This window comes from Mesorhizobium sp. ORM8.1 (assembly GCF_053005525.2).
Window position 1 is genome coordinate 284,034 of the sequence record NZ_CM132600.1, and the last position, 25,315, is coordinate 309,348.

29 protein-coding genes and 3 pseudogenes are annotated in these 25,315 nt (G+C 62.6%); 15 read left to right on the plus strand and 17 right to left on the minus strand.

Translation table 11 applies throughout. The features are described from left to right. Positions 1 to 23: 23 nt before the first annotated feature. A complete protein-coding gene (gene panB, locus ACVDG8_RS01445; RefSeq protein WP_447253086.1) occupies positions 24 to 863 on the plus strand; it encodes a 3-methyl-2-oxobutanoate hydroxymethyltransferase in 840 nt (279 codons plus the stop codon). Beyond that, positions 860 to 1,711, plus strand: a complete 852-nt coding sequence (gene panC, locus ACVDG8_RS01450; RefSeq protein ID WP_447253087.1) for a pantoate--beta-alanine ligase — start codon at positions 860 to 862, stop codon at positions 1,709 to 1,711. Before panB ends, panC begins: the two co-directional genes overlap by 4 nt. A 3-nt stretch (positions 1,712 to 1,714) precedes the next feature. Here the strand turns inward: panC and ACVDG8_RS01455 are convergent, their stop codons facing one another. The 3 genes and pseudogenes from ACVDG8_RS01455 to gatB form a co-directional block, all read right to left on the minus strand. Next, positions 1,715 to 2,413 carry an AIM24 family protein gene (locus ACVDG8_RS01455; protein ID WP_447253088.1) on the minus strand — a complete coding sequence of 233 codons (699 nt, stop codon included), beginning with the start codon at positions 2,411 to 2,413 and terminating at the stop codon, positions 1,715 to 1,717. A gap of 154 nt (positions 2,414 to 2,567) precedes the next feature. Further along, positions 2,568 to 3,057, minus strand: a pseudogene (locus tag ACVDG8_RS01460) (N-acetyltransferase family protein). A gap of 4 nt (positions 3,058 to 3,061) precedes the next feature. After that, positions 3,062 to 4,560, minus strand: a pseudogene (gene gatB / locus ACVDG8_RS01465) (Asp-tRNA(Asn)/Glu-tRNA(Gln) amidotransferase subunit GatB). A gap of 355 nt (positions 4,561 to 4,915) precedes the next feature. On the opposite strand from gatB, the gene ACVDG8_RS01470 reads away from it, so the two are divergent. Continuing rightward, on the plus strand, positions 4,916 to 5,203 hold the full coding sequence (locus tag ACVDG8_RS01470; RefSeq protein WP_447257201.1) for a YjhX family toxin: 288 nt from the start codon (positions 4,916 to 4,918) through the stop codon (positions 5,201 to 5,203). A 42-nt stretch (positions 5,204 to 5,245) separates the two neighbouring features. Here ACVDG8_RS01470 and ACVDG8_RS01475 read toward each other — a convergent pair whose 3' ends face one another. Both ACVDG8_RS01475 and ACVDG8_RS01480 read right to left on the minus strand, forming a co-directional pair. Continuing rightward, on the minus strand, positions 5,246 to 5,677 hold the full coding sequence (locus ACVDG8_RS01475; RefSeq protein ID WP_371012161.1) for a CBS domain-containing protein: 432 nt from the start codon (positions 5,675 to 5,677) through the stop codon (positions 5,246 to 5,248). Between the two features lie 126 nt (positions 5,678 to 5,803). Beyond that, the gene (locus tag ACVDG8_RS01480; RefSeq protein WP_447253090.1) at positions 5,804 to 6,583 is read right to left on the minus strand and encodes a rhomboid family intramembrane serine protease; all 780 of its coding nucleotides are present in this window, start codon (positions 6,581 to 6,583) and stop codon (positions 5,804 to 5,806) included. Positions 6,584 to 7,009: 426 nt separating this feature from the next. Here ACVDG8_RS01480 and ACVDG8_RS01485 point away from each other — a divergent pair, with 426 nt between their 5' ends. The 4 genes from ACVDG8_RS01485 to ACVDG8_RS01500 all read left to right on the plus strand — a co-directional run bounded on the left by ACVDG8_RS01485 (position 7,010) and on the right by ACVDG8_RS01500 (position 10,072). Then, positions 7,010 to 7,648: a PAS domain-containing protein gene (locus tag ACVDG8_RS01485; protein WP_447253091.1), complete on the plus strand. Its 639-nt coding sequence runs from the start codon at positions 7,010 to 7,012 to the stop codon at positions 7,646 to 7,648. 161 nt (positions 7,649 to 7,809) lie between these two features. Next, on the plus strand, positions 7,810 to 8,427 hold the full coding sequence (locus ACVDG8_RS01490) for a PilZ domain-containing protein (RefSeq protein WP_447253092.1): 618 nt from the start codon (positions 7,810 to 7,812) through the stop codon (positions 8,425 to 8,427). A 261-nt stretch (positions 8,428 to 8,688) separates the two neighbouring features. Further along, a complete protein-coding gene (locus ACVDG8_RS01495; RefSeq protein WP_447253093.1) occupies positions 8,689 to 9,294 on the plus strand; it encodes a transglutaminase-like cysteine peptidase in 606 nt (201 codons plus the stop codon). Between the two features lie 226 nt (positions 9,295 to 9,520). After that, complete coding sequence (locus ACVDG8_RS01500) at positions 9,521 to 10,072, plus strand: ankyrin repeat domain-containing protein (protein ID WP_455707496.1); 552 nt, start codon at positions 9,521 to 9,523, stop codon at positions 10,070 to 10,072. Positions 10,073 to 10,094: 22 nt separating this feature from the next. Here ACVDG8_RS01500 and ACVDG8_RS01505 read toward each other — a convergent pair whose 3' ends face one another. After that, positions 10,095 to 10,622 (minus strand): gamma carbonic anhydrase family protein, encoded by a 528-nt coding sequence (locus tag ACVDG8_RS01505; protein ID WP_447253095.1) that lies wholly within the window; start codon positions 10,620 to 10,622, stop codon positions 10,095 to 10,097. A gap of 21 nt (positions 10,623 to 10,643) precedes the next feature. Continuing rightward, positions 10,644 to 11,156, minus strand: coding sequence for a DUF6949 family protein (locus ACVDG8_RS01510; RefSeq protein ID WP_447253096.1), 513 nt, complete (start codon positions 11,154 to 11,156; stop codon positions 10,644 to 10,646). Between ACVDG8_RS01510 and ACVDG8_RS01515 the strand changes: the two are divergent. The 3 genes and pseudogenes from ACVDG8_RS01515 (at position 11,098) to ACVDG8_RS01525 (ending at position 13,932) form a co-directional block, all read left to right on the plus strand. Next, positions 11,098 to 11,825: pseudogene (locus ACVDG8_RS01515) on the plus strand (hypothetical protein). The gene ACVDG8_RS01510 and the pseudogene ACVDG8_RS01515 overlap by 59 nt on opposite strands. A 124-nt stretch (positions 11,826 to 11,949) precedes the next feature. Then, positions 11,950 to 13,188 (plus strand): cytochrome P450, encoded by a 1,239-nt coding sequence (locus ACVDG8_RS01520; protein WP_447253097.1) that lies wholly within the window; start codon positions 11,950 to 11,952, stop codon positions 13,186 to 13,188. A gap of 36 nt (positions 13,189 to 13,224) precedes the next feature. Continuing rightward, entirely contained in the window at positions 13,225 to 13,932 is a 708-nt protein-coding gene (locus ACVDG8_RS01525) for a transporter substrate-binding domain-containing protein (RefSeq protein ID WP_447253098.1), read from the plus strand. 16 nt (positions 13,933 to 13,948) lie between these two features. On the opposite strand, the gene ACVDG8_RS01530 is transcribed toward ACVDG8_RS01525, so the two are convergent. The 7 genes from ACVDG8_RS01530 to ACVDG8_RS01560 form a co-directional block, all read right to left on the minus strand. Beyond that, positions 13,949 to 14,293, minus strand: a complete 345-nt coding sequence (locus ACVDG8_RS01530; protein ID WP_447253099.1) for a cupin domain-containing protein — start codon at positions 14,291 to 14,293, stop codon at positions 13,949 to 13,951. Between the two features lies 1 nt (position 14,294). After that, positions 14,295 to 15,575, minus strand: coding sequence for an O-acetylhomoserine aminocarboxypropyltransferase (locus ACVDG8_RS01535; RefSeq protein ID WP_447253100.1), 1,281 nt, complete (start codon positions 15,573 to 15,575; stop codon positions 14,295 to 14,297). 160 nt (positions 15,576 to 15,735) lie between these two features. After that, positions 15,736 to 16,257 (minus strand): CoA-binding protein, encoded by a 522-nt coding sequence (locus ACVDG8_RS01540; protein WP_447253101.1) that lies wholly within the window; start codon positions 16,255 to 16,257, stop codon positions 15,736 to 15,738. Then, complete coding sequence (locus tag ACVDG8_RS01545; RefSeq protein WP_455707497.1) at positions 16,244 to 16,633, minus strand: GNAT family N-acetyltransferase; 390 nt, start codon at positions 16,631 to 16,633, stop codon at positions 16,244 to 16,246. The genes ACVDG8_RS01540 and ACVDG8_RS01545 overlap by 14 nt, the downstream gene beginning before the upstream one ends. Next, entirely contained in the window at positions 16,561 to 17,007 is a 447-nt protein-coding gene (locus tag ACVDG8_RS01550) for a GNAT family N-acetyltransferase, cg3035/Rv0428c family (protein ID WP_455707498.1), read from the minus strand. Before ACVDG8_RS01550 ends, ACVDG8_RS01545 begins: the two co-directional genes overlap by 73 nt. Beyond that, the gene (locus ACVDG8_RS01555; RefSeq protein WP_455707499.1) at positions 17,004 to 17,786 is read right to left on the minus strand and encodes an AAA family ATPase; all 783 of its coding nucleotides are present in this window, start codon (positions 17,784 to 17,786) and stop codon (positions 17,004 to 17,006) included. Before ACVDG8_RS01555 ends, ACVDG8_RS01550 begins: the two co-directional genes overlap by 4 nt. Positions 17,787 to 17,831: 45 nt before the next feature. Beyond that, positions 17,832 to 18,653 (minus strand): enoyl-CoA hydratase, encoded by an 822-nt coding sequence (locus tag ACVDG8_RS01560; RefSeq protein WP_447253103.1) that lies wholly within the window; start codon positions 18,651 to 18,653, stop codon positions 17,832 to 17,834. A 150-nt stretch (positions 18,654 to 18,803) separates the two neighbouring features. Here ACVDG8_RS01560 and ACVDG8_RS01565 point away from each other — a divergent pair, with 150 nt between their 5' ends. From ACVDG8_RS01565 to rpsI, 4 genes are all read left to right on the plus strand, one after another. Then, on the plus strand, positions 18,804 to 19,256 hold the full coding sequence (locus ACVDG8_RS01565; protein WP_447253104.1) for a PaaI family thioesterase: 453 nt from the start codon (positions 18,804 to 18,806) through the stop codon (positions 19,254 to 19,256). 35 nt (positions 19,257 to 19,291) lie between these two features. Further along, complete coding sequence (locus ACVDG8_RS01570) at positions 19,292 to 19,543, plus strand: type II toxin-antitoxin system HicB family antitoxin (protein ID WP_447253105.1); 252 nt, start codon at positions 19,292 to 19,294, stop codon at positions 19,541 to 19,543. A 252-nt stretch (positions 19,544 to 19,795) separates the two neighbouring features. Next, positions 19,796 to 20,260 carry a 50S ribosomal protein L13 gene (gene rplM, locus ACVDG8_RS01575; protein WP_010915638.1) on the plus strand — a complete coding sequence of 155 codons (465 nt, stop codon included), beginning with the start codon at positions 19,796 to 19,798 and terminating at the stop codon, positions 20,258 to 20,260. Position 20,261: 1 nt separating this feature from the next. Then, positions 20,262 to 20,744: a 30S ribosomal protein S9 gene (rpsI, locus tag ACVDG8_RS01580; RefSeq protein ID WP_447253106.1), complete on the plus strand. Its 483-nt coding sequence runs from the start codon at positions 20,262 to 20,264 to the stop codon at positions 20,742 to 20,744. Positions 20,745 to 20,803: 59 nt separating this feature from the next. On the opposite strand, the gene ACVDG8_RS01585 is transcribed toward rpsI, so the two are convergent. Next, positions 20,804 to 21,718: a LysR family transcriptional regulator gene (locus ACVDG8_RS01585; RefSeq protein ID WP_447253107.1), complete on the minus strand. Its 915-nt coding sequence runs from the start codon at positions 21,716 to 21,718 to the stop codon at positions 20,804 to 20,806. A gap of 95 nt (positions 21,719 to 21,813) precedes the next feature. Between ACVDG8_RS01585 and ACVDG8_RS01590 the strand changes: the two genes are divergently transcribed. Continuing rightward, a complete protein-coding gene (locus ACVDG8_RS01590; protein ID WP_447253108.1) occupies positions 21,814 to 22,683 on the plus strand; it encodes an aldo/keto reductase family oxidoreductase in 870 nt (289 codons plus the stop codon). 186 nt (positions 22,684 to 22,869) lie between these two features. Here ACVDG8_RS01590 and ACVDG8_RS01595 read toward each other — a convergent pair whose 3' ends face one another. Both ACVDG8_RS01595 and ACVDG8_RS01600 read right to left on the minus strand, forming a co-directional pair. Then, positions 22,870 to 23,922, minus strand: coding sequence for a glycerophosphodiester phosphodiesterase family protein (locus ACVDG8_RS01595; RefSeq protein WP_447253109.1), 1,053 nt, complete (start codon positions 23,920 to 23,922; stop codon positions 22,870 to 22,872). Between the two features lie 94 nt (positions 23,923 to 24,016). Beyond that, complete coding sequence (locus ACVDG8_RS01600; RefSeq protein WP_447253110.1) at positions 24,017 to 25,231, minus strand: acyltransferase family protein; 1,215 nt, start codon at positions 25,229 to 25,231, stop codon at positions 24,017 to 24,019. Positions 25,232 to 25,315: the final 84 nt, after the last annotated feature.

Sequence of the window (25,315 nt, forward strand, 5' to 3'; positions counted from 1 at the left end):
GTGCCGGCTGAGGGAGGTGACGCTTGGCCCCAGAACGGTCTACCGATAGCCGGATCGGCGCCGACGATATCCGTCGCCGCAAAGGTGGCGTGCCTATCGTCTGCCTCACCGCCTATACCTATCCGATCGCCCGCATGCTCGATCCGCATGTCGACCTGTTGCTGGTCGGCGACAGCGTCGCCATGGTGCTGCACGGCCATGCCACGACGCTCGGCGCCTCGCTTGAGATGATGATCGCCCACGGTCAAGCGGTGATGCGCGGCTCGGCCAGGGCCTGCGTGGTGGTCGATATGCCGGCGGGCAGCTATGAGGCGTCGCCGGCGCAAGCCGTTGCCTCGGCCCGGCTTATCTTTGATGAAACCGGCTGCCAGGCGGTGAAACTCGAAGGCGGCGTCGATGTCGCAAGACAGATCGCCGCGATCATCGCCGAGGGCATTCCCGTCATGGGCCATATCGGCCTGCAGCCGCAATCGGTGGAAAAAGACGGCGGTTACAAGATCAAGGGCCGCACTCAGGACAATATCCAGGCCCTCTTCCGCGACGCCGAGGCGGTCGAGAACGCCGGTGCTTTCTCCGTCGTCATCGAGGGCACGATGGAGACCGTGGCGTCGGAGCTCACCCGCCGCATCTCCATCCCGACCATCGGCATCGGCGCCAGCGGCGATTGCGACGGCCAGATCCTGGTCATCGACGACATGATCGGCATGACGGTCGACCGCGTGCCGAAATTCGTCAAGCAATATGCCGATCTGCGCGGTGTCATCTCGGAAGCCGCGGCACGCTATGCGACGGAGGTGCGCAGCCGCGCCTTTCCCGGCCCCGGCCATGTTTTCACCGCAGCCTCCGGCAAGGACGAAGCATGAGCGCGCCGATCGTCGTCGACACCGTCGCCGCGCTTCGCGCGCAGGTCGGCGACTGGCGCCAGGCTGGCCTCAAGGTCGCCATGGTGCCGACCATGGGCGCGTTGCATGACGGCCATGTCTCGCTGGTCAGGATTGCCCTTGAACAGGCCGAGCGCTGCGTCGTCTCGATCTTCGTCAACCCGACGCAGTTCGCGCCGACCGAGGATCTCGACAAATATCCGCGCCAGCTCGCCCGCGATCTCGACCGGCTGCGGGAAGCAGGGGCGCATCTCGCCTTCACGCCTGGCGTCGCCGCCATGTATCCGGCCGGCTTCGCCACAAAGATATCCGTGGGCGGTCCCTCTTCCGGTTTGGAAACGGATTTCAGGCCAACCTTCTTCGATGGCGTCGCCACTGTCGTGGCCAAGCTCTTCTTGCAGGCCGCGCCCGACTGCGCGGTCTTCGGCGAGAAGGATTATCAACAGCTTTGCGTCGTGCGGCAACTCTGCCGCGATCTCGACCTGCCGGTCGACATCATCGGCGCGCCGACGGTGCGCGACGCGCACGGCCTCGCCATGTCGTCGCGCAACGCCTATCTGAGCGAGGCCGAACTCGACATTGCGCGCAAGCTCAATGTCATCCTGCGGCGGTCGGCAGCAATGCTCGCGGCCGGCTCGGCTGAGACCGAGATCATCGATCATACGCGACAGCTACTGGTCGGGGCAGGTTTCCAGAAGATCGATTATGTCGCCGCCCGCGAGAGCCTCACGCTCGCGCCCTGGCGACGGGACCGCGACGGACGTCTGCTCGCGGCGGCCTGGCTCGGCGCGACCAGGCTGATCGACAATGTGGAGATTCCCTCCGTTTAAGCCCTATTCCTCCGACGGCATGTGTAGATACATCGACTGGATGCCGACCCGGCCGGGACCGGTGAAGCGGTTGACGACGAAGTTCATGTTGGCGCCGAAGAAGCCGCTGGAGAGGCGGTCGATCCTGGTCTCCATCTTCACCGACGCGTCCTTGAACAACCAGCCGCCGGGCTCGATGTCGATGGTCTCGCCAGGCGCCAGCACTTTCTCGAAGACGTTGCCGTAGCCGTGCAGCCAGACGATGCCGTCACCGGTCTCACCGCGAAAGCGATCGATGAAGAAGCCGCTCTGGCCGAACAGCATCGTCCCGAGCCCGCGCACGCGCTCGAAAGTGTAGTCGACATTGCCGGTGGCGGCGAGAAACTGGTGTTCGCGCACCTGGATCTCCTCGCCGCGCCTGAGATGGATCGGCACGATGTGTCCAGGGCCGTCGCGGCTGAATGCGATGATGCCCGCTCCCGACGCTTCAGTGACGAAGATCTGCATGCCCGCCATCATGCGCTTCAGCGCACCCTTCAGCGATTTCAGGCCGATGGTGATGGTGGAGTTCTTCCACAAAAGGATGTGGTGCTCGAAATAGACAGGCATTCGTGTCACATCGACCGAAAGCACAGGCACTAGTTCACCCGCTATGTGATAGGTGACGCCACCAAAGGTTTCGTCCGACACCTGTGTCGGCATCAGTTCCGGCAAGCTTGGCATGGTTCCCCCTCGCCGCCTTGCGCGCCAGCCCATTCCGGCTTCCGCACGGTTAGCCGCACCAGCTTGGTGCCGGACCCTCGGATCGTCAAACGAAAACGGCCCTCCACCGCACCGCTCGCGCGAAGGTGATCCAGACATGTGCGCGCCGCAAGGATCAGCCGGCAAGAGGCCGGCGATAGACCACGGTCGGCTCGCCGGAAGCACCGGTGTGCTGCCCGGCATCACCGGATCGCACGAAGCCGTTGGCTTCGTAGAAGGCGGTGCCGCGCGTGTTCTGCGCCTCCACTTCCAGACGGATGGTGTCGGCCTCGGGAAAACTTTCGATGATCTCATCGAGAAGCATGCCGCCGATGCCCCGCCCCTGCAGGCTTGGAAGCACGTAGAGCTGTCTCAGGACAACCAGCTTGCCGCCTTCGACGCTTTCGGCAAAAACCACGCCGCCAATGCGCTTGCCGTCGTCGGCAACGAGGAAGTCGCTGTTCGGCTTGATCAGCCGCGCCTTCAGCGAGGCGATCGAATGCCATTCGTCGGTGATCTCGGTGACCTTGGCGGCGCCATATGGCGTCATAAGTCGCATGCCAGGTTTCGACCAGCAACGCCCGAATTGCATCAAGGTCACGTTCGCCTGCGGTGCGGACGAACATCCCGCTACTCGATGCCGAGCTTGGCCTTGACCAGATCGTTGACCGCCTGCGGATTGGCCTTGCCGCCGGTCGCTTTCATAACCTGACCGACGAACCAGCCGGCCATGGTCGGCTTGGCGCGCGCCTGCTCGACCTTGTCGGGGTTTGCGGCGATGACGTCGTCGACCGCCTTCTCGATGGCGCCGGTGTCGGTGACCTGCTTCATGCCGCGGATCTCGACGAGCTGGCGCGGATCGCCGCCCTCGTTCCAGACGATCTCGAACAGGTCCTTGGCGATTTTGCCCGAAATGGTGCCTTCCTTGATCAAGTCGATGACAGCGCCAAGCTGCTCAGGCGAAACCGGAGCATTTTCAATATCCTTGCCGGCTTTGTTCAGCTGACCCAGCAGATCGTTGATGACCCAGTTGGCGGCAAGCTTGCCGTCGCGGCCGGCCGCCACCTTCTCGAAATAATCGGCAATCGGCTTTTCCGACACCAGGACCGAAGCGTCGTAGGCCGAAAGGCCGAGCGTATCGATCAGCCGCGCCTTCTTGTCGTCCGGTAGCTCCGGCAGGTGCTTTGCGAGCGCGTCGACATAGGCCTGGTCGAATTCCAGCGGCAGAAGGTCGGGATCGGGGAAATAACGGTAGTCATGCGCCTCTTCCTTGAGCGCATCGAACGGGTTTCACCCTTAACGGCGTCGAACAGACGCGTCTCCTGATCGATCTTGCCGCCATCCTCGAGGATGGCGATCTGCCGGCGCGCCTCGAAGTCGATGGCCTGGCCGATGAAGCGGATCGAGTTCATGTTCTTGATCTCGCAGCGCGTGCCGAATTCACCGCCCGGGCGGCGGACGGATACGTTGACGTCGGCGCGCAGCGAGCCTTCGTCCATGTTGCCATCGCAGGTACCGAGATAACGCATGATCGAGCGCAGCTTGGTGACATAGGCCTTGGCTTCGTCGCCGGACCGCAGGTCGGGCTTGGAGACGATTTCCATCAGCGCCACGCCAGAGCGGTTTAGATCGACATAGGACATGGTCGCATGCTGGTCATGCATCGACTTGCCGGCATCCTGTTCCAGATGCAGGCGCTCGATGCCGACCTCGATATCCTCGAACTCGCCCTGGCGGTCGGGGCCGACCGATACGATCACCTTGCCCTCGCCGACGATCGGCTGCTTGAACTGCGATATCTGATAGCCCTGCGGCAGGTCGGGATAAAAATAATTCTTCCGGTCGAAGACCGACTTGTTGTTGATCGCGGCTTTCAAGCCCAGCCCGGTGCGGATCGCCTGCTTGACGCATTCCTCGTTGATGACCGGCAGCATGCCGGGCATCGCCGCGTCGACAAGGCTGACATTGGCGTTCGGCGCCGCACCAAAGGCGGTCGAGGCACCGGAAAACAGCTTGGCCTCGGAGATCACTTGCGCATGCACTTCGAGCCCGATGATGATCTCCCAGTCGCCGGTGGCGCCGGGGATCAGGCGTTTTGCGTCGGGTGTGCGGGTGTCGATGATGCTCATGGAAGCCTGCGTACTGTGAATTCGCGAATATGCGTGAACGCATAGTTTGATGCGCAACTTCGCTAGTGCAAACCGCTCGGCGAGACAAGCGCAAAGCCGCTCTCTGGCCTTTTCGGCGGCTTTCGCCTATAGGACGCCCATCCCAATGGAGAGTGGATGTCCACTTACGCTCAGTCCCGGTAAGGCCCTGACCTCTTAGGAGGCAAGGGCAGAAAAACCTGAACCCCCGTGCCGCGAAGTCTCGCGGCGGCGGCTTTTGTTGTTTTTCCCAGGACTTCTCCAATGGACATTTCGCGCAGCGCACGACCCCGAAAATCGACATCGATTTTCGGAAAGGATCGTGCGCCAAACCGAAGTGCCACAGCGTCCTTTACGCGTCCAAGAGGACGCGTGGCGCTGTGGAGAACAGCGCATCCTGCACCTGCTGGCGCAGGGCGGACGTATCGAAATCGAAAAGAACGAAAAGAAGCGGATCGCGGCGGCCCAGTGCCTTACCCGCGACGGTTGGCGCTATCCGGGCTTCGATCTGGATCTGTTTCGAAAACTGAGGCGCAAAAAGGCGGTTTCATCGATCGATGGCGGCCCTTACCGCATCACCCGGCGCGGTCTCCAGCTCGTCCGCGCCGAGATCGACAACAGATAGGGACAGCCGCCGGCCGATATCGGCCGGCGGTTTCCACCCGCATCAAGCGGTGGCGATATATTGCTTGATCTCCTCGGCCTCGCGCTCGACATCCTCGATGCGGCGCTTGACCACGTCGCCGATCGACACGATGCCGTCGAGCAGACCATCCTTCTCGACAGGCAAGTGGCGGAAGCGACCTCTGGTCATGATTTCCATGACCTCGTTGACCGTGTGGTTTTCGTTGCAGATCTTGACCTTCGGCGTCATTGCCGAGCGCACCGCGATGTCGAGCGCGGCGGCGCCCTCCTTGGCAACCACGCGCACGATGTCGCGCTCAGACAGTATTCCAACGATCTTGCGGTCACCATTGGTGATGACCAACGCGCCGATCCTGTGGTCGGCCAGTATTCGAATGGCTTCGCTCAGCTTTTCGTTGGGCCCGAGCGTGAACACGTCATGGCCCTTACTTTCGAGAATTGCCTTAACCGTCATGGCGTCCTCCTCAGCCTTGTCCGCCGGCTCCTGCGCTGACCGGCTTTTCAGCCCAGCGCCTTGGACGCCAGGTGCCTGGAGAACATCGTGCGCCGTCAATGGTTGCATTTCAAGTGCGCGGCAACGCTATGCCGCCGGCATCGGACGATCGAAAAATCGCAGGCAGAAAAAGCCGGCGATCAGGCCGCCGATATGGGCCTCCCAGGCGACCTGACCATCGACGCCCGGCGCAAAGCCGAACAGGCCGATGGCGAGATTGGCCAGCGTCAGGATGCCAAGAAAGACCATGACGCGTCGCGAACGCAACGCGACGGTGACCGGCAAGGGATCGCCCACGAAAGCTGCGCTGCCTGACGACCGGTCGACATGGAAGCCATAACGGGCCGCCGCTCCCATCATGCCGGAAATCGCGCCGGACGCGCCGACGAGCGGCGCCTCGCCATGCGGATGCAACGCCCAGAACAGCGCGACCGAGGCCAATCCGGCCACGGCGTAGAACAGCGCAAAGCGAAGCGCGCCGATGCGGTAGGCTAGCGGTGAGCCGAAGGCGGCAAGCCAGACCATGTTGATGGCGATATGGGTAAGGTTGCCATGCATGAAGGCATAGGTGAAGGGGCGCGTCAGCAGGAACCAGTCGAAGCCGTACCGGCCGGTATAGAGCACTGGAATGAAAGCCCCGTCGTAAAGCAGCGTCATATTCTGCGTATCGTTCAGCACATATTGCTGCAGCAGATAGACGGTCACGCAAATGCCGATCACCGCCAGCACCACCGGCGGCAGGTTGAACACTGGCTCGCGGCGCTGTTCCCGCGTCTCTTGCGGCCCGGGTTCAGCCGACTGGGGTTCGACCGATTGGGGTTCGGCCGGTTGGGGCTCGGCTTCAGGAGGGGTTACCGGTTCGTTCATGCACCCTGCAATCGGCTGGAGTTCGGTTTCTGCGAGGATGTAGATCACGACCGCACCGGCTGACAAACAGCGAATCGCCGCAACACCAGGTAAAAGGGGAGCGACCCGAATCAAAGGGGCACGAATCAAAGAAGGCCGTTCAGGTTTCCCTGAACGGCCGGTCGAGCCCCCTGCTCCCCATAAATTCGTGACTGAAAGTGCTGCCGATCGCTGCTTGAACGATCGTCTTGGAGTGTTTTTGGTGTGCCATAGGCCTACCTGCCACGCAACGTAAACCACTTGTTAACCTTAACGACCCCGAAGCGTGAACAAACGTTAACGATACTGGCACGCATCCTGCTCCGCACCGCATGAAGGTCATCGGAGGGCGCCCTGTCTGTCCACCGATGGGACATCAAGAGGCAGATTGCGCGGAGCGGTATGGACATGAACGAGAACGGATCGATCACGCTGTTCCAATATTGGAACCAGCTGCGTGACGGCCGCCCGGCGCCGAAGCGATCCGAAGTGGAGCCGGCCGACATCAAATCGCTTCTGGCCGACACCTTCATCCTGGAACGCGACACACGCGGCGAGGCCGTGTTCCGGCTCGCCGGCACAAGGCTCTGCGCCTGCTACGGCCGTGAGCTCAAGGGCTTCTCCTTCCCTTCGCTCTGGCGCGAAAAGGACCAGCGGCTGGTGTCGAAGCTCCTGCATGGGGTTTTCGAGCAGAAATCCGTGCTTTTGCTGACTTATGAGGGATTCAGCCAGAACGGCCGCGCCAACAAATTCGAAATGCTGGCGCTGCCGCTCGACGGCGGCACTGAGAATCCGCGCTGCCTTGGCATCATCAGCGCGGTCGAAAAGCCGTTCTGGCTTGGCGCCGACCCGCTGGCCGACGCCCTTATCGATTCGATCCGGGTCATCGATCCGGGCAAGGAGCCGATGTTCCTGAAGAACAGGCCGGCAATCGACGTGCCCTCGCTTGTGCCGACTGAATTCGATCGTCCCGAAACCATCTCGGCGCTCGGCCGAGTACGCCGTATCCGCCACCTCGTCGTCTTCGATGGCGGGCGTCAGGAATAAGTCTTGTTGCGGCGGATTCTGGATGGCTTTCGCAGCCTGCCCCGGTCTGCGATATTAAGCCGTTCACGGTCGTCTTTTCCCCTTTGTTAACCTGCTTGGCTGTAGTTTTCGTCTGAAATTCCCGCATCGTCGCGTGGAATGCCAACGGGGTGTAGGCAGTCATGAGGTCAGCGGCGGTAGACTACGCACCGTCCAGAGCTGAGCGGCGCAACTTTCAGCGTGTCCGGGTGAAAATCTATGGACGCTTCATGCTGGAAGATCGCACCGAGCATCCATGCCAGGTGATCGACATGTCGCCGGGCAACGTTGCCTTGCGCACCGAACGCGTCGGCATGCCTGGCGAAAAAGTCATTGCCTATATCGACCATATCGGCCGCGTCGAAGGCGTGGTGACACGCACCTCGTCAGACGGTTTCGCCATGACCGTCATTGCCTCGGAGCGTAAGAAAGACAAGCTTGCCGCGCAGCTCACCTGGCTTGCCAACAAGCACGAGCTCGATCTGCCCGAAGACCGCCGGCACGAACGCGTGGCGCCGCGCAATCCAATGAGCGTGCTGCAGCTCATCGACGGGCGCCAGTATCAGTGCCGTATCATCGATCTGTCGCTTTCTGGCGCGGCGGTCGAAATCGACGTCAAGCCGGCGATCGGCGTCCAGGTCACGCTCGGCACGATGCGCGGCCAGGTGGTACGCCATTTCGAAGACGGCGTCGCCATCGAGTTCGCCGTCATCCAGCGGCCCGAAACGCTGGACTCCGAATTCAACGCACCGCGATCCTGAACTGATCCTACCCGGCAGAACCCGACCGGCCGCTTGCGGCCGGTCTTTTCGTTTGTCCGATGCAGGGGTTTGCGCCGGCGGCGCAGGCCGCAATTCGAGCGGTTGCGGCAAAAAGCGCAACCCGAATCTAAACGATCCCAAATCCAGATAGTTCAAATTTTATGCTTATTATAGCGGCGTTTTACTCAATAACTACTTCGCGTTTTTGCGTCAAATAAATCCCATCGTGGCACAGTCTTCTCAAACGGGGAGACTACAACAATGAGAATGACGAGGGGCAAGCTGTTGCTCTTGGCAATGGCGATGCAGCTTTCCGCCTGGGGAACGGCAAGCGCGGGACCGGCCTTCATGCACACCGGCGGTCGCACCACCCAGCCAGTCGGCCATTATGATTTCTGCCAGCGCATTCCGGTCGAGTGCAACGAACGGACGCCGAAGGGCGCGCCGGTCGAGCTGTCGCGCAAGCTGTGGGGGACGATCATCAACGTCAACAATTCGGTCAACACGCGCGTCAAGCCACGTACCGATCAGGAAAACTATGGCGTCGAAGAATACTGGGCCTATCCCGACAATGGCTATGGCGACTGCGAGGACTATGCGCTGGAGAAGCGTCGCCAGTTGATGGCCGCGGGCGTGCCGGCCGGCGATCTGCTGATGACCGTGGTGCGCCAGCCGAATGGCGACGGCCATGCGGTGCTGACGGTGCGCACCAGCCTCGGCGAATTCATCCTCGACAACCTCGAGACGAAAGTGCTCGCCTGGAACGAGACGGTCTACACCTATCTCAAGCGTCAATCGACCGAGAATTCGGGCGTTTGGGTTACGATCAACGACGGCCGCGACGCCGCCGTCGCCAGCGTCCGCTAGGACACGACGAAATCAAGTGCGTCGCCCCGATGCGACGCGCTTTTAAAAAAGCCCGGTCGAGTCCCCACCCTCCCCGTCCCCAACGACCGGGTTTAGGAGCCGGCCCCTGTCCCCGGGGCCGGCTCCGCTGTTTCTGGCGGCGCCTGTGCAAGGCCGCCATTGGCCGGGGAGGCTTCCAGATCGGAGCGGATAGGAGCAGTATGTTCGTCTTTTGCGGATGAAGGCGATGCTGGAAGTCCCCGAGGAGCGCGGCGGGCGGCATCTGCTGTCCAGAGCCATAGACGACGCCTTCAAGGCAGGCGATTTCGATGGTCTTGATAGAGTCCTCGGCGGCTCGGCTCGTTGGTTCGACGAGCGGATGCCGTTCGAGCTCGGCCTCGGCCATCCGTTGGAATATGCGATCTATTGGAGCCCGGTCCCGTTCGTCTGTGCCTTGCTCGACGCCGGGTCGGACCCGAATTACGACGACAATGCCGGGTTTCCTTCGATCATTGCCGCGCTGTCGACGGAGCGGCCGGACCGACTGGAGCTCATCCATGTCCTGCTCGAGCATGGCGCCGACCCGGACATGCGCGGCGTCAATGACTGGACGCCCCTGCACTATGCGGTGTCGCGGCGTGACGCCGAAGCGATCCGCCTGTTGCTCCATTCCGGTGCGGACCCGTCACTCAGAACCCGCATCGACGACTATGAAACGGCACTGGAAGGCGCGGAGCGGGCAGGCTTCGAAGCCGGTGCTTCCTTGCTGCGCGAGGCGATGAGCAACCGCGGCGCATGATAACGCGCGCATCCCGGCGCCGTCATACCGGCTTCAGTTTGGCCTTGAAGCGCTTGCCATTGGCGACATAGTGCGCGGCCGAGCCGCGCAGCCGCTCGATCGCCGCCTCGTCCAGCACGCGGATCACCTTGGCGGGCGAGCCGACGATCAGCGAATTGTCCGGAAAAACCTTGTTCTCGGTCACCAGCGCGCCGGCGCCGACCAGGGAATTCCTGCCGATCCTGGCACCGTTGAGCACGATGGCGCCCATGCCGATCAGGCTGTTGTCGCCGATGCTGCAGCCATGCAGCAGCGCGCGGTGACCGATCGTGCAGCCTTGCCCGATGGTCAGCGGAAATCCAGGGTCGGTGTGCATGACCGTATGTTCCTGCACATTGGTGTCGGCGCCGATGGTGATCGGCTCGTTGTCGCCGCGGATGACGACGCCAAACCAGAAACCGGCGTTGCGGCCGATCCTGATATCGCCGATCAGCGTGGCATCCGGCGCGATCCAGTTGGTGTCGGCGTCCTCGAGGCGCGGCGCTTTTCCGTCGATCGCATAGAGCGGCATTTCTCTCGTCTCCGATTCGTCTCAGGCCGGGAAGTAAGTCGAATCTAGGAGACCAACGGCCAAGCACGCAATGGTGAGGAGCACCACGCCGAGCGCCAAAGCCCAGGCGACGGCAGTGCAACCGCACGACAGAAGTGCCATCGTGCCGATGCGATCTTCGTGCCTGGCGGCCAAAGCCTCGTTGGCAAGCATGAAAGGCCCCGCGCAGGCGGTTGCGGCCAGCGAGCGCAGGATATGGGTGGGCGTAACATAGGGCTCGGCGAAGGCCAGTCGCCGGCCGGAGGCCAGTTCCATGGCCGATCCCGTCAGTCCGCAAGCGGTCAGGCCGACCGCGAAAGCGTAAAGAGCAAGCAGCAAGGGTTCCATCTTTACCAACCGTTTACCATGAGATCGCACAGTCCCAGGCACGCGCTGCAAGAGCCATGCCGCGCCTTCTGTGCCGCCGAAGGACAGGTGAGCGGATCGGGGAATGTGAATGAGAGAGGCAACCGTCGCTGACAGCCCTGACTTCCAGGTCGTCGATTCGACCTTCATGAAGCGGGTTTTTTTGCGTTCGCGGCGCTCGCGCTGCTGTCGGTGGCGATCAGCGTCGGTGGCAAATGGCTGGGACGCTCGATCGCCCTGGCCGGCTATACGGATCAGACCGTGGTGCGCCAGATCGTCATGGGCAACAATGTGATCGCCGTGCCGGCCAACTTCATCCGCTTCGACCAGGCCCGACGCGACGGCATTGCCTCGCGGCTCGACCTCTATCTGCGCTATCCGGAAATGGACGGCTACAGCACGGCCGCGCGCGACGACTTCAACCACGCGACGACCAAGAAGATCGTCTTCCTGTCGTTCGAGCCTAAAATGATGTCGCGCGACATGAGCGGCCGCTTCGCGCCGATCTACAGCGCCCTTATCGAAAAGCCTGGAACGCCAGGCCCGGGCGGCACGACGATTTATGCCTTCACCGAAAAATCAGGCTACCTCAACGAGGTGCTCGCTGTCGCCGAACGCCCCGGCAAGGATCCGTTTGTCGCCCGCTGCCTCAGCGGACCGAGCGCGGAGGAGTCGCTGGCGCCCTGCGAACGCGACATCCAGGTCGGCGACGACCTCAGCCTGACTTACCGCTTCCCCCAGGAACTGCTGGGCAATTGGGCAGCGCTCGATGCGGCGATCGCGACCAAGGTGGCAGGCCTTTTGAAGGTGGGACGTTAGCGCGAGGCCGAACGAGGGCCTCAATCGCGACATCCTTCGCACGCTTCGCCTGGCTCAACATCGCGACGGTCGACGCCAAGATACGGTCTGGCATCGGGCTGACAAGGCGCGCTAATGGTCTAGCATGATGCCAGCCTATCTTGCCTTCGATCCAGCCAGTCGCCGCCTGCGGCTCGACCCGCACCAACCGGCTTTCGTGCAGAACCCGTATGAGGCCTATGCCTTTCTGCATGGCGCGGCGAACGCCTTCTTCTGGGAAGACTACAGTTTCTGGTGCTTTGGCGGTTTCGACGACGTCAACCGCCTGCTGCGCGACCGTCGCTTTGGCCGTCAAAACCCGGCCGGCATTCCCGACAGCCGCGGCGTTGGCGACGATCGCTCGCATCTGGTGGCCTTCGACGGTATCGAGGCCAATTCGATGCTGGAGCTTGAGCCGCCGGTGCACACCAGGCTGCGCACGCTGGTCAACCGCGCCTTCGTCTCGCGCCAGGTCGAGCGGCTGCGGCCACGCGTCGAGATTCTTGCCAGCGAGCTGATCAACCGTTTCGAGCCGGGCGGCGTCGATCTCCTGCCGGCCTATGCCTCGCCGCTGCCGATCACCATCATTGCCGAAATGCTCGGCGTTCCGGTCGAGATGGGTCCGCAACTGCTCGACTGGTCGCATCGGATGGTCGCCATGTACATGCACGGTCGCACGCGCGAGATCGAGGACACGGCCAATCGCGCCGCGCGCGACTTTTCCGATTTCCTGCGCGGCCATCTCGCCGAGCGGCGCACGAAACCAGGTGACGACCTGCTTTCGCTGCTGATCGATGCCCAGGACAACGGCCAGAAGCTGTCCGAGGACGAGCTTGTCTCGTCAGCTATCCTTCTGCTCAATGCCGGTCACGAGGCGACCGTCCACCAGACCGGCAATGCGGTGCGGTCAATCCTGGCGCAAGGCGGCGATCCGCGCCGTTTCTTCGCGACGCCAGAGGCGAATGCCGCCACGGTCGAGGAATGCCTGCGTTTCGACGCGCCGCTGCATATGTTCCTGCGCTACGCCTATGAGGAGATGGAGGTGTCGCCGGGCATTGCGGTCAAACCGGGCGAGATGGTCGCGCTTCTGCTCGGCATGGCCAATCACGACCCCTTGGTCTTTGCCGGACCCGACACGTTCAATCCGGCACGCACCGACCAGAAGAATGTCTCCTTCGGCGCCGGCATCCATTTCTGCATCGGCGCGCCGCTGGCCAGGCTTGAGCTGCAAGTGTCGCTGAAGGCATTGTTCGAACGGCTGCCGAAGCTGCGGCTGACTGAGACGCCGCGCTTCCGCGATACTTACCACTTTCACGGGTTGGAAAGGCTCGCCGTCACTTTTTGACGGGCGAGCCGGCCTATTTCGTTCTGGACCGAAGACATGAAATTCGCCTTCCTGCAGGAGCCGCCTTTTTGCTTCACCGACGCTGCCGGCAGGCTCGGCGGTTGCGATGCGCAGCTCGCCGAGAAGATTTGCCAGACGCTTGATTTCAAGGACTTTTCATCAATCGAGACCGAGTTCGTCGAACTGCTCCCTGGGCTGAGGGAAGGTCGCTGGGATATGACAACGGGCCTGTTCATTTCCGAGGAACGAAGGAAGCTCGTGGATTTTACACGACCGATCTGGTCACTGCCGGACGGGTTGATGGTCGCCAAGGGCAACCCCCTTGAGCTGAACGGTTATAGGTCCCTCGCCCGGCACCGTTCGGCAGTGCTCGCCGTGATATCCGGCCAGATTCAACATCAGACTGCGCTACACAATGGCGTACCACCTCAACGGATCAAGACATTCGCCACACAGGCCGAAGCAGCCGAAGGCGTCGCTACAGGCCACGCGCAGGCCTATGCGAGTGTCGCCATGGCGCATCGCGGCTATATCGCCGGCCGGCCTGGCGCGCCCCTTAGTCTCATCGACGTCCCGGCCTCCGAAAACCCGCCAGCGGCCGGTGCGTTCGCTCTGGCCAAAGGCAACAACACGCTGCGCCAACGCGTTGACCGATGCCTAGGCGATCTGCTTGGAAGCGCTTGGCACCGGGAAATGATGGAGCAATACGGCTTTTCCGATAGCGATATCGATCGGCTGCTCTGATCCAGCCAGGCGACATTCAGAGCTTGATCACATACTCCTTGCGCGTCGTCTCAAACACTTCCCACGTGCCCTTGAAGCCCGGCCTCAACACGAAGCTGTCGCCGGCGCGCACGGTGCGCGCCTCGCTGCCGTCCTCGGCGACGACCGAGACGCCGGACAGGATGTGGCAGAACTCCCATTCGTCGTAGACGATGCGCCATTTGCCGGGCGTTGCTTCCCAGATGCCGGCATAGAGGCCGCCGTCGCGCTCCTCGACATTCCAGGTGCGGAATTTCGGATCGCCGGAAATCACCCGGTCCGGGGCCGGCGCGCCGGCCTCCGGTTCCACAGCTTCAACATCAACCGCAAGAAAGGCCGACATCTCAGACCTTGCCAAGCGCCTGTTCGAGGTCGGCGACGATGTCGTTGACGTCCTCGATGCCGATCGACAGCCGCACCGTATCCGGGCCGGCGCCGGCCGCGACCTTCTGCTCGTCGGAGAGCTGGCGGTGCGTGGTCGAGGCCGGATGGATGACCAGTGACTTGGTGTCGCCGACATTGGCGAGGTGCGAGAACAGCTCCAGCGCCTCGACGAACTTGACGCCGGCTTCGTAGCCGCCCTTGAGGCCGAAGGTGAAGACAGCACCCGCGCCCTGCTGCGAGTATTTCTTCTGCAGCGCGTTGTTCTTGTCGCTTGGCAGGCCGGGATAGTTCACCCAGGCGACCTTCGGATGATTGGAGAGCCAGGCGGCAACGGTGATGGCGTTGTCGCAATGGCGCTGCATGCGCAGCGGCAGCGTTTCGAGGCCAGTCAGGATCAGGAAGGCGTTGAAGGGCGAGATCGCCGGGCCGAGGTCGCGCAGGCCGAGCACGCGCGCGGCGATCGCGAAGGCGAAATTGCCGAAAGTCTCGTGCAAGACGATGCCGCCATATTCCGGGCGTGGCTGCGACAACATCGGATATTTGCCCGACTTCGACCAGTCGAAGGTGCCGCCGTCGATGAGGGCGCCGCCGATAGAATTGCCGTGGCCGCCGATGAACTTGGTCAGCGAGTGCACGACGATGTCGGCGCCGTGCTCGATCGGCCGCACTAGGTAGGGCGAGGCCAGCGTGTTGTCGACGATCAGCGGCAGGCCGTGCTTGCGGGCGATGTCGCCGATCTTCTCGATGTCGACGAAGGTGCCGCCCGGATTGGCGAGGCTTTCGATGAAGATCGCCTTGGTCCTGTCGTCGATCTGGCTCTCGAAGGTCGAGACGTCGTTGGTGTCGGCCCAGCGCACCTCCCAGCCATAGTTCTTGAAGGCGTGGCCGAACTGGTTGATCGAACCGCCATAGAGCTTGTTGGCGGCGACGAAATTGTCGCCCGGCTGCATCAGATTGTGGAACACCAGCACCTGCGCGCCATGGCCTGAGGCAACGGCGAGCGCCGCCGTGCCGCCTTCAAGTGCCGCAAGCCGCTCTTCGAGCACGGCCTGCGTCGGGTTCATGATGCGCGTATAGATGTTGCCGAAGGCCTTTAGGCCGAACAACGAAGCGGCGTGGTCGGCGTCATCGAAGACATAGGAGGTCGTCTGGTAGATCGGCGTGGCGCGCGCGCCGGTCGCCGGATCGGGCTTTGCGCCTGCATGAACAGCAAGTGTGTTGAAACCGGGCGTACGGGTCATCGAAACCTCCTCTCTAAACTTTCTCGAAAATCGCCGGGCATTCTTGGCGAAGCGCGGCTGTGAATGCAAAGAAGAAAATACCTTTCGGCAGACGATCTGGAACGAACGCCGGGGGAAATCCAGTTCTTCCCGGAATAATTTTGCGCGCCTGGCGGGCAGCCTATTTCTGCCGCACACCGAAGCTTTGAAAGCCCTGGCGCATCAGCGGCTTCTTCGACGACAACACGCCGGAATTCACGCCGGTCCAGCCGATCTCGCCGGACAGCTTGCCGTATTCGATCTTCGGGCAGCGGTTCATCACCACCTTGATGCCGGCCGCCTCGGCGCGGGCGGCGGCCTCGTCATCGCGCACGCCGAGCTGCATCCAGAGAACTTTCGGCAGCGGATCGAGCTTCAGCACCTGGTCGACAATGCCCGGCACCGCCGAGGAGGCGCGGAAAATATCGACCATGTCGACCGGCTGCGGCAGATCGGCCAGGCTGGCGTAAACCGTGCGGCCCAGGATCTCCTTGCCGGCATGGCCGGGATTGATCGGGAACACCGAAAAGCCCTTGGCCTGCAGATATTTCAGCACGAAAAAGCTCGGCCGCACGTCATTGGGCGAGGCGCCGACCATGGCAATCGTCTTCACCGAATTGAGGATGCCGCCGATGTATGAATTGTCGTAGCTATCGTGGTTCATGCGGCTTCCTGCGGTAGTGATAGCGATAGAGTTCACGATTGAACCCGAGCGAGGCATAGAGTGCACGGCCAGCCACATTGTCGGCCACCACCTGCAGGCACGCCGCCGATGCACCGGCCCGTCGCGCCCAGTCGATGAGGCCGCCTACCGTCTTTTGGCCCAAGCCTTGCTGCCTGAAACGGCCATCGGTTTCAACCGATTCCACCACAAGCAACCCGTTGCGGATGACACCATAGGCCAGAGCGGCAATTTCGCTGTCGCGCCGGCAGGACACGAATGCCCGGTCGCCGAAGATCAGCCCGGTCATCTCGCGAAAGACACGGCGATCGGTGTCGTCATAGGCGCCCATGCGAAACCGCGCCGCGAACCAGTCCACGCCCGGCGCGGGCGAAACCGTGACCTGGTCGTCCAGGACCTCCGCAAGGTCGTCAATCCCGGCAAGGAGGTGGATCGTTCCCCTTCCCGTTGGTAGCCGCGCTGCTCGAGCGCGGTTTCGAGCTCGTTGGCGATGTCGGGCACGCGAAACAGCGGCGTCTGGCCGTGGCTCGCATAGAAGGTCTCGGCGGCGTCGATCACCCCGTCAGGTGCTCCGCGGTCTCCGCGCAAAGGATTGGCCGAGTTGGTACGACGGATCCGCCCGCCCGATTGCCTGAAGAGCCACCCGTCGACGATCGTCTCGGTTGCGGCTGGCCAGCCTTCGCGGCAAGCCTGCTCGATCCGCCAATTGAGATCATCGTCGCCGGCAGTCATTCGTTGTCCTCCCGCAGCGCTTCCTCCATAAACATGTCAGGATCGCTGCAGAAGTCGCGCATCATGCGAAAATGATCGGTGTCGCGAAAATCGGTTGGGTCGAGGCCGAAGCGGCTGATGCGGAAGAGCCGCGCGTTCGGGCAGGCCATCAGCAGCGGCGAGTGCGTGGCCATGATCACCTGAGCGGTGCCGGACTGGTCCATCCGCCGGAGCAGTTTCAAGAGTTCGATCTGGCGCGTCGGCGACAGCGCGCTTTCGGGTTCGTCGAGGATATAGATGCCTTGCCGGCGGCAGCGTTCCTCGAAGAAGCGGATGAAACCCTCGCCGTGCGACCAGGAGAGGAAATCGGGCGGCGGTGGTTTGAACGGATCTTCAAGCGCCGCCTTATCGAGATAGCGGGCGACCGAATAAAAAGATTCGGCCCGGAAGAACCAGCCGGCGGTGACCTTCGGCAGCCAATGGGCCCGGAATGTGCCGGCGAGTGACGCGCCGCTCTTGTCGATGGCAATGGAATGGTCGACTGGACGGTAGCCCTTGCCGCCGCCAGCCTCGTCATAACCGGCCAGCGCGCCGACGGCTTCGAGCAGCGTCGATTTGCCGGTGCCGTTCTCGCCGACGATGATGGTGATCGCGGTCGTGAATTCGAGCTCGAACTCACGTTCCCGAAAGATCGGCAGGTTCCAGGGATACTGGTCCCAGTCGACGACCCGCGACGGCTCGAGCAGGATGCGCTTGAGATAAGGCGCTTTCAGCCGCGTCAGTTGCTTGCGGGCAGCCACGTCGAGCTCTCAGCGATGGAAAAGCATGGCTCCATTACGGGTCGGCTACTCGTCGGCCCATTCCGGCTTGCGCTTGCCGATGAAGGCGCCGATGCCTTCCTCAGCGTCGCGCGCCAGCATGTTTTCCACCATCACGCGGCCGGTATAGGCGTAGGCGTCGGCGAGCCCCATTTCGGCCTGAGCATAAAAGGCTTCCTTACCGGTCCTGACGACCAAAGAGGATTTCGAAGCAATGGTTTGCGCGTATTTGTTGACAACCTGATTCAGATATTCACGCGGCACGATGCGGTTGATCAGGCCGAAATCCTTGGCGGTCGCGGCGTCTATCGTCTCACCGGTCAGCAGCATTTCCATCGCCTGCTTGCGCGAGACGTTGCGCGACAGCGCAACCATCGGCGTCGAACAGAACAGGCCGATGTTGACGCCCGGCGTGCAGAAACTCGCCTCATGCGAGGCAATGGCAAGATCGCAGCTCGCAACCAGCTGCAGGCCGGCGGCGGTGGCGAGGCCATCGACCTCAGCGATCACTGGCTTGAGATGGCGCACGATCGTCTGCATCAAGGTCGTGCAGGCCGCGAAGGTCTTCTCGAAGAAGGCCTTGCCCCGGTCGGGCTCGGCGCGATGCGCGGTCATCTCCTTGAGATCGTGGCCGGCGCAAAACACTTTTCCGGACGCGGCGAGGATAATGACGCGCACGGATTTGTCGTCTTTCGCGCGATCGAACTCGGCCTGAAGTGCCGCCATCGTTGCCAGCGAGAGCGCATTGGCCGGCGGGCTGGCGAGCGTGAGGCGCAGGACGCCTTTGTCCTGACTGGCAAAAACGGGACCTTCGGCGACGGCCGGTTTCATGGCAACGACTTCAGCCATTTTCAAACCTCCGGGGTTCAGCGTTCGCATGGAGCAACAGAACTAGCACGCTGCCGGTTGAAGAACAGCCGCGAGACGTGTTTTCTCCGTCACACCGTTTGGTCCAGGCACATGATGCCTGGAGCCTCTTGTCCATATAGGAAATCGAGCATGCCAGCCCAAAGCAATCTGAAGCCGGTGCTGACCGCCGCCGAGGCCAACACGCTGATGGCAAGCGTCTATCCGCAGCTCAACGACCAGTTCACCTTCTACGAGGCGCTGGATGTGTTTCCAGGCGGTTGCACGGTGCGGCTCAATGCCGGCGAGCGGCATTTGCGGCCGGGCGGCACGGTTTCGGGCCCGTCGCTGTTCACGCTGGCCGACATTGGCGGCTATGTCTGCGTGCTTTCGCACGCGGGGCCGGACGCGCTTTCGGTGACCACCAACCTCAACATCAACTTCATGCGCAAGGCCGAGGCCGGTCCGATCGACGGCCATTGCCGGATCCTCAAGCTCGGCCGGAGTCTGATGGTGTTCGACATCGACATCGTTGCCGGGCCCGACAAGCACACCGTGGCGCATGCCACCGGCACCTATTCGATCCCGCCGAAACGGGTGTTATAGTGATAACGGCAACCAGAAGCGTGCTGGAACTCGAAATGAAGACCTATTTTGCCTTGGTCGACAAAGACTCCGGCAGCGCGTTCGGTATTCGCTTTCCCGATGTACCTGGCTGCTTTTCAGCTGCGGACGACGTGAAAGACGTCGTGCGGAACGCTACCGAAGCACTACAGTTTTGGGCGGAGAGCATGCCGGTTCCCGAACCGTCCGGCTACGAAACCCTTGTCGTACTCCCTGACATACGCAAGTCCCTCGCCGAAGGGAGCTATCTGGTATCTGTGCTGCAATAAGACTGAAGCAATCATGCAATTTTATGTGGTAAAATAATACCTTCTTGTCAAACCATTGTTTTTATTTACTTTTTCCAGCTATAGCACTTTTCCCGCGGCTTGACGCACATAACCCCCTCGCCTATAAGTCGTCGCGAAGCAGCGGCCCGCAAAGGCCGCCGTTTTGTTATTGGCGGCGGGCAAGCGCTTTTCGTCAATCCAAGCAACAAGAAACGCCTTCCCTTGTGAAGGTCCGAACCGAAAGCAGAAAACATGACAACCTTTTCGCAGAAGCCTGCGGATGTGGTGAAGAAGTGGATCCTGATCGACGCCGAAGGTCTCGTCGTCGGTCGTCTGGCCACTGTCATCGCCAACCATCTTCGCGGCAAGCACAAGCCGACCTTCACCCCGCATGTCGACGACGGCGACAATGTCATCGTCATCAATGCCGACAAGGTGGTGTTCACCGGCAAGAAGTTCACCGACAAGGTCTATTACTGGCACACCGGCCACCCCGGCGGCATCAAGGAGCGCACCGCGCGCCAGCTGCTCGAGGGTCGTTTCCCCGAGCGTGTCGTCGAGAAGGCCGTTGAGCGCATGGTCCCGCGTGGCCCGCTCGGTCGTCGCCAGATGAAGAATTTGCGCGTCTATGCAGGCGCCGAGCATCCGCATGTCGCCCAGCAGCCAGAAGTCCTCGACGTGGCCAAGCTGAATTCCAAGAACAAGAAGGTCGCATAAGATGGCTGAGCTTTCCTCGCTCGCAGAACTGGGCGCCGCCACCGGCAACACCAACACCCAGGCTGCCGCGCCCGTCCATGTCCAGAAGCTCGACAAGTCGGGCCGCGCCTATGCCACCGGCAAGCGCAAGAACGCCATCGCGCGCGTCTGGGTGAAGCCGGGTTCCGGCAAGATCGTCGTCAACGAGAAGGAATTCGCGAGCTATTTCGCGCGTCCGGTGCTGCAGATGATCCTCAACCAGCCGATCGTGGCGGCCAACCGCGCCGGTCAATACGACATCATCGCCACCGTCGTCGGCGGCGGTCTCTCCGGTCAGGCCGGTGCTGTGCGTCACGGCATCTCCAAGGCGCTGACCTACTATGAGCCGGCGCTGCGCTCCGTGCTCAAGAAGGGTGGCTTCCTGACCCGCGACAGCCGCGTCGTCGAGCGCAAGAAGTACGGCAAGGCCAAGGCCCGCCGCAGCTTCCAGTTCTCGAAGCGCTAAGCTTACGGCTTACAGATTTCTCGAAAGGCCGCCTCCGGGCGGCCTTTGTTTTCGCGCAGCTAGTAACCACGCCCGGCCGGCGTCTTGATGTAGTCGATGAAGGCGCGCAGCGGCGCCGGCACCAGGCGCCTCCCGGGATAGTAGAGGAACGGCCCGGAAAACTCCTGCCACCACGGCTCGAGGACGGGCTCGAGCGCGCCGCTTTTAAAGTGCGGGCGCACCCAGTCCTCGAAAAGCCAAAGGATGCCGACGCCTGCAATTGCCGCGTCGACGGCGAGGTCGACGCCTCCACCGATGCTGACGACCAATGGCCCCGTGGGATCGACCCGCACCACCTCGCCATCCCGCTCGAACTCCCAAGGCGTCATGACCCCGCTTGGGAAGCGGCCGCGCACGCAGGCATGACCAAGCAGATCACGGGGATGCTGCGGCCGACCGTGCCGGTCAAGGTAGGCCGGGGCGGCGGAAGTGGTGAAGCGCTGGACGCGCGGTCCGATCGGCACCGCGATCATGTCCTGCTCCAGCCGCTCGTCATAGCGGATGCCGGCATCGCAGCCGGCCACCAGCAGATCGATAAAGTTCTCCTCGGCAATCACCTCCAGCCGGATCGCAGGGTAGGCGGCGAGAAATCCCGGAACGATTTTGGGCAGCACCAATCGGGAGGCGCTGATCGGCACGTTGAGCCGCAGCGTGCCAGCCGGCCGATCGCGAAAACCGTTGACTACGTCGAGCGCTGCTTCGACCTCGCCCAGCGCCGGACCGAGCCGCGCCAGCAGGCTCGCGCCGGCCTCGGTCAGGGCAACGCTGCGTGTGGTGCGGTTGAACAGCCTGACGCCCAGTTGGGTCTCGAGACGCCGGATGGCCTCGCTGAGTGCGGAAGCGCTACCTGCCGTCGCGCGGGCGCCCTCGCGAAAACCGCCGGCACGCGCCACCGCCAGGAATGCCTGGAGATCGTTGAGGTCGGTTGAAGCCATTGTTCGCAAACCCGCACAAGCCGTTTGGATTATACCCGGTTATCGAGACAGCGACTATGCCCTATCTCCTTCGCCAAGAGATCAGGAGAAGCAGCATGTCCAGTATCGATAAGTCCGGCACCTACAAACTCGGCGACCGCTCGGTCCATCGCCTTGGCTATGGCGCCATGCAGCTTGCAGGCCCTCACGTTTTCGGTCCGCCTAAGGATCATGACGCGGCCATTGCGGTGTTACGCGAAGCGGTTGCGAATGGGGTCAACCACATCGACACCAGCGACTACTACGGTCCTTATGTCACCAACCAACTGATCCGCGAAGCGCTGTCGCCCTATCCCAACGATCTCGTCATCGTCACCAAGATCGGGGCTCGCCGCGGCAGCGATGCCTCCTGGCTTCCCGCCAACTCGCCCAAGGAACTGGAGCAGGCGGTGCACGACAATCTGCGAAATCTTGGACTTGAGGTGCTCGACGTCGTCAATCTGCGTATCATGTTCGGCATGGGCCCGACCGAGGGATCGATCGAAGCGCAACTGACGGCGCTTGCCGAACTGCAGCGCAAGGGCCTGGTGCGCCATATCGGCCTGAGCAACGTCACGCATGCGCAGATCGAGGAAGGCCGCGGAATCGCCGAGATCGTCTGCGTGCAGAACCAGTATAATCTGGCACACCGGAATGATGACGGATTGATCGACGAACTGGCGCGCGCCGGCATCGCCTACACGCCGTTCTTCCCGCTCGGCGGCTTCAGTCCGCTGCAATCCTCGACTCTGTCGGACGTGGCCGAACGTCTTGGCGCAACGCCGATGCAGGTGGCGCTGGCCTGGCTGCTGCAGCGTTCGCCCAATGTGCTGCTGATCCCGGGCACATCGTCCGTGGGGCATCTGCGGGAGAACCTGGCGGTTGCGGAGTTGAAGCTGCCGGCTGAAGTGTTGCAGGAGCTGGATGGCGTGGCGAAGGCGGCATAGGCCGGCGCCATCACCCCGCCCGCGCCTGCGGCGCGACCTCCCCATCAAGGGGAGGTAGGGCGCCGCGCTTTTTACACGATGGCCTACCCCAGGCAGGAGCCAGTGGCGAAACTGCCGCAACCTCCTACCTCCCCTCGATGGGGAGGTCGGCGCGAAGCGCCGGGCGGGGTGAAGCGCCGACGCCTACTAATTAATGCTCGCCGTATGTGCCGGCTCATGCCCATCGACCGCATAAGGCACGCGAAGCCCATTCGCCGTCAGCCAGTCGATCGCAGCCTTCGGCTCGTCGGTCTGGATGATGGTGGCGCCGCGGTCGACCCAGAAGCCCCATGCTTCGCGCGGCAGGCTGGCGGCGACGGCCAGTTCGTCGCCGCGGCCGCCGGCGAGGAAGCCGCCCGGCTTGTTGACGATGGCGTAGGTGTCGGCCCAGAGATGCCAGTCGCCGCGAGCGGCCTCTGCCCGCATGCGGCTGCTGAACAATGGCCCGCCGGTCGCGGTCAACGTCTCGGCGCCGTTGCGCCAATTGATGAGCTCAATGGCGCGCGGCGCGAAGGCCTTGTCGACATCACCGGCGAAAGCGGCGTCGTGTACGGCATCGTCGGCAAGGATCGGCATAAACTGGAAGCCGCCGCCGGCCTTGGCAAGCGCTGCCCTGGCGGCGTCGATGCGCTGGCCGTTCCACAGGTTCTCCTTGACGATCACCTGATCGGCCATGCCGAGATCACGCGCCACCGCGATCATGCCGGGCAGGTCCGTCACCTCGAGCTTGTTGTCGAGGTTGATGAGTATCCGGTCCCTCGTCGCCAGCAGCATCTCGCGCAACGTCGAGACCGGTTCGTTGGTGACGGCGCCCGTGCCTTCGACTACCAGCCGGCACGTCTTCAGCTCGGCCAGCGTGTAGTCCACCACCTCGCCCTTGCAGGTGGTCGTGCGGTCGAGCCAGCTGTCATGCATGACGACGAACACGCCGTCCTTCGAGCGCCGGATGTCGACCTCGACGATCTCGGCGCCGATGGCGATCGCACCCTCGACCGCGGCCAGCGAATTCTCGGCATAAAGCGTCTTACCGGCCTGCATGCTGCCGGCGCGGTGCGCGGCGATCATGACATGGTCGCGCCACTGGTTGGCGTGCTCGAAGCGGTCGAGGATCTGGCTGGCGCGGGTCCCGCCGGCTAAGCTTTGGCCGGCGGCGGTGGCAAGGGCAGCGGAAAACAGCAGGCTCAGCCAGAGTGTTCGCATCGGGAATCGCTCCGTTCCGGGTCGCAACCCGGTTAGGCGATGCCCATGACAGGCCGGTGAACGAAGCCGGCTAGATGTTCAGCCGGAAGTGGCCTCAGATCCGCTTGGCAACGCGCCGGAACCAGGCCAGCGCCGGCATTTCGACGAAGCGCCAGGTGAACCACGACGCAACGACCACGGTGACCAGCATGGTCACGAGGGCGATGAAACCGAGCCATGGCGAACCGACGCCGAAGCCGGTTGCCGGATCGCCGCGCAGCACAAGATCGCCAACGATGCCGAGCTCGAGCTTGCGCTCGAGGATGCCGCCGACGTTGACCATGCGGGCCTGGATGAAGAGGTGGACCATATAGATCGAATAGGAGAGCGCGCCCAGCATCAGCATCGGCCGGCTGCGCAGCAAGGCGCTGACCCAGCCGCCTTCATGGGCAAATAGATAGAGCGCGAGCGCGAAGACGAAGGGCGCCGCGATGCCGGCATCGTTGGTTCCGGCAACCGATACGAACATGCCGATCACCGCGATCATCGCGAGCTCGGCCAGCGTCCAGACGATACGCCCTGCCCCGCCGGCCAGCGACTGTCGTGCCGCTGCAATGGAATCGTGCTGAAACCAGGCCAGAAGCGCGCCAAGCGAAAAGCCGTACAGGCAGCGGATGAAGCCGAAATCGAAAGACACGTCCATATGGTGGGTCGAGACAGCAAGCAGGAACAAGGGCGCTGTGACCGCCGCGGCGACGAACCAGATCCAGGCGCGCCTGCCGGTAGCAAAGACGACACCGGCAAACAGAAGATAGGCAAAGAACTCCGCCGAAATGCTCCAGCTGGGCGCATTCCAGGTCAGATGGTCCTGAACGCCCATGCCCTGCAGCAAAAGCAGGTTGGCGACCAGGCTTTTCAAGTCGAAGCCGCCGGTGAAGGGCGCCGGCCCTGTCCCGTGCACGGCCGGCAGCGCCAGCCGGAGCACCTCGAAGCCGGCGAAGGCGGCAAGCATCAGCACATGCAACGGATAGATGCGGCCAAAACGCACCAGCGCGAAGCGACCGAGCTCATCCGGCTCATTGAGCCGGCCGCCATAAGAGCTGGCGATGACGAAACCGGACAGGACGAAGAAGAAATCGACGAACAGATAGGAGCCGCCGACAAAGGTGCTTTGCGAAATCATGGAACTGGTCGGGAAATGGTACAGCGCCACCAGCAACGCGCAGATGCCGCGCCAGGAATCGAGCACCAGGAAGCGCTCGCCGGCCCGCGTGCCGACACGGGTCGCTGCCGGGGTTGGTGCAAGGTTCAGCAAAGCAGCCTGCGTCATGATGGTACGAATCCTGTGTTGCCATGGCACTCGCCGCGCGCCATTCCCTCTCCACAAGCTGTGACTGGCATGTTGCATGCCGGT

Bases quoted from the DNA above. Each gene is read 5' to 3' on its own strand.
- ACVDG8_RS01510 (WP_447253096.1), bottom strand. From the start codon at position 11,156: ATGAAGGTCGAATCGACGACCTGGAAGTCAGGGCTGTCAGCGACGGTT.
- ACVDG8_RS01565 (WP_447253104.1), top strand. From the start codon at position 18,804: ATGCCAGCCCAAAGCAATCTGAAGCCGGTGCTGACCGCCGCCGAGGCC.
- ACVDG8_RS01500 (WP_455707496.1), top strand. From the start codon at position 9,521: ATGCTGGAAGTCCCCGAGGAGCGCGGCGGGCGGCATCTGCTGTCCAGA.
- ACVDG8_RS01505 (WP_447253095.1), bottom strand. From the start codon at position 10,622: ATGCCGCTCTATGCGATCGACGGAAAAGCGCCGCGCCTCGAGGACGCC.
- ACVDG8_RS01495 (WP_447253093.1), top strand. From the start codon at position 8,689: ATGAGAATGACGAGGGGCAAGCTGTTGCTCTTGGCAATGGCGATGCAG.
- ACVDG8_RS01600 (WP_447253110.1), bottom strand. From the start codon at position 25,231: ATGACGCAGGCTGCTTTGCTGAACCTTGCACCAACCCCGGCAGCGACC.
- ACVDG8_RS01540 (WP_447253101.1), bottom strand. From the start codon at position 16,257: ATGAACCACGATAGCTACGACAATTCATACATCGGCGGCATCCTCAAT.
- ACVDG8_RS01455 (WP_447253088.1), bottom strand. From the start codon at position 2,413: ATGCCAAGCTTGCCGGAACTGATGCCGACACAGGTGTCGGACGAAACC.
- ACVDG8_RS01485 (WP_447253091.1), top strand. From the start codon at position 7,010: ATGAACGAGAACGGATCGATCACGCTGTTCCAATATTGGAACCAGCTG.
- ACVDG8_RS01595 (WP_447253109.1), bottom strand. From the start codon at position 23,922: ATGCGAACACTCTGGCTGAGCCTGCTGTTTTCCGCTGCCCTTGCCACC.
- ACVDG8_RS01560 (WP_447253103.1), bottom strand. From the start codon at position 18,653: ATGGCTGAAGTCGTTGCCATGAAACCGGCCGTCGCCGAAGGTCCCGTT.
- ACVDG8_RS01550 (WP_455707498.1), bottom strand. From the start codon at position 17,007: ATGACTGCCGGCGACGATGATCTCAATTGGCGGATCGAGCAGGCTTGC.
- ACVDG8_RS01475 (WP_371012161.1), bottom strand. From the start codon at position 5,677: ATGACGGTTAAGGCAATTCTCGAAAGTAAGGGCCATGACGTGTTCACG.
- ACVDG8_RS01535 (WP_447253100.1), bottom strand. From the start codon at position 15,575: ATGACCCGTACGCCCGGTTTCAACACACTTGCTGTTCATGCAGGCGCA.
- panC (WP_447253087.1), top strand. From the start codon at position 860: ATGAGCGCGCCGATCGTCGTCGACACCGTCGCCGCGCTTCGCGCGCAG.
- ACVDG8_RS01525 (WP_447253098.1), top strand. From the start codon at position 13,225: ATGAAATTCGCCTTCCTGCAGGAGCCGCCTTTTTGCTTCACCGACGCT.
- ACVDG8_RS01490 (WP_447253092.1), top strand. From the start codon at position 7,810: ATGAGGTCAGCGGCGGTAGACTACGCACCGTCCAGAGCTGAGCGGCGC.
- rpsI (WP_447253106.1), top strand. From the start codon at position 20,262: ATGGCTGAGCTTTCCTCGCTCGCAGAACTGGGCGCCGCCACCGGCAAC.
- ACVDG8_RS01590 (WP_447253108.1), top strand. From the start codon at position 21,814: ATGTCCAGTATCGATAAGTCCGGCACCTACAAACTCGGCGACCGCTCG.
- ACVDG8_RS01585 (WP_447253107.1), bottom strand. From the start codon at position 21,718: ATGGCTTCAACCGACCTCAACGATCTCCAGGCATTCCTGGCGGTGGCG.
- ACVDG8_RS01480 (WP_447253090.1), bottom strand. From the start codon at position 6,583: ATGAACGAACCGGTAACCCCTCCTGAAGCCGAGCCCCAACCGGCCGAA.
- ACVDG8_RS01530 (WP_447253099.1), bottom strand. From the start codon at position 14,293: ATGTCGGCCTTTCTTGCGGTTGATGTTGAAGCTGTGGAACCGGAGGCC.
- ACVDG8_RS01570 (WP_447253105.1), top strand. From the start codon at position 19,292: ATGAAGACCTATTTTGCCTTGGTCGACAAAGACTCCGGCAGCGCGTTC.
- rplM (WP_010915638.1), top strand. From the start codon at position 19,796: ATGACAACCTTTTCGCAGAAGCCTGCGGATGTGGTGAAGAAGTGGATC.
- ACVDG8_RS01520 (WP_447253097.1), top strand. From the start codon at position 11,950: ATGATGCCAGCCTATCTTGCCTTCGATCCAGCCAGTCGCCGCCTGCGG.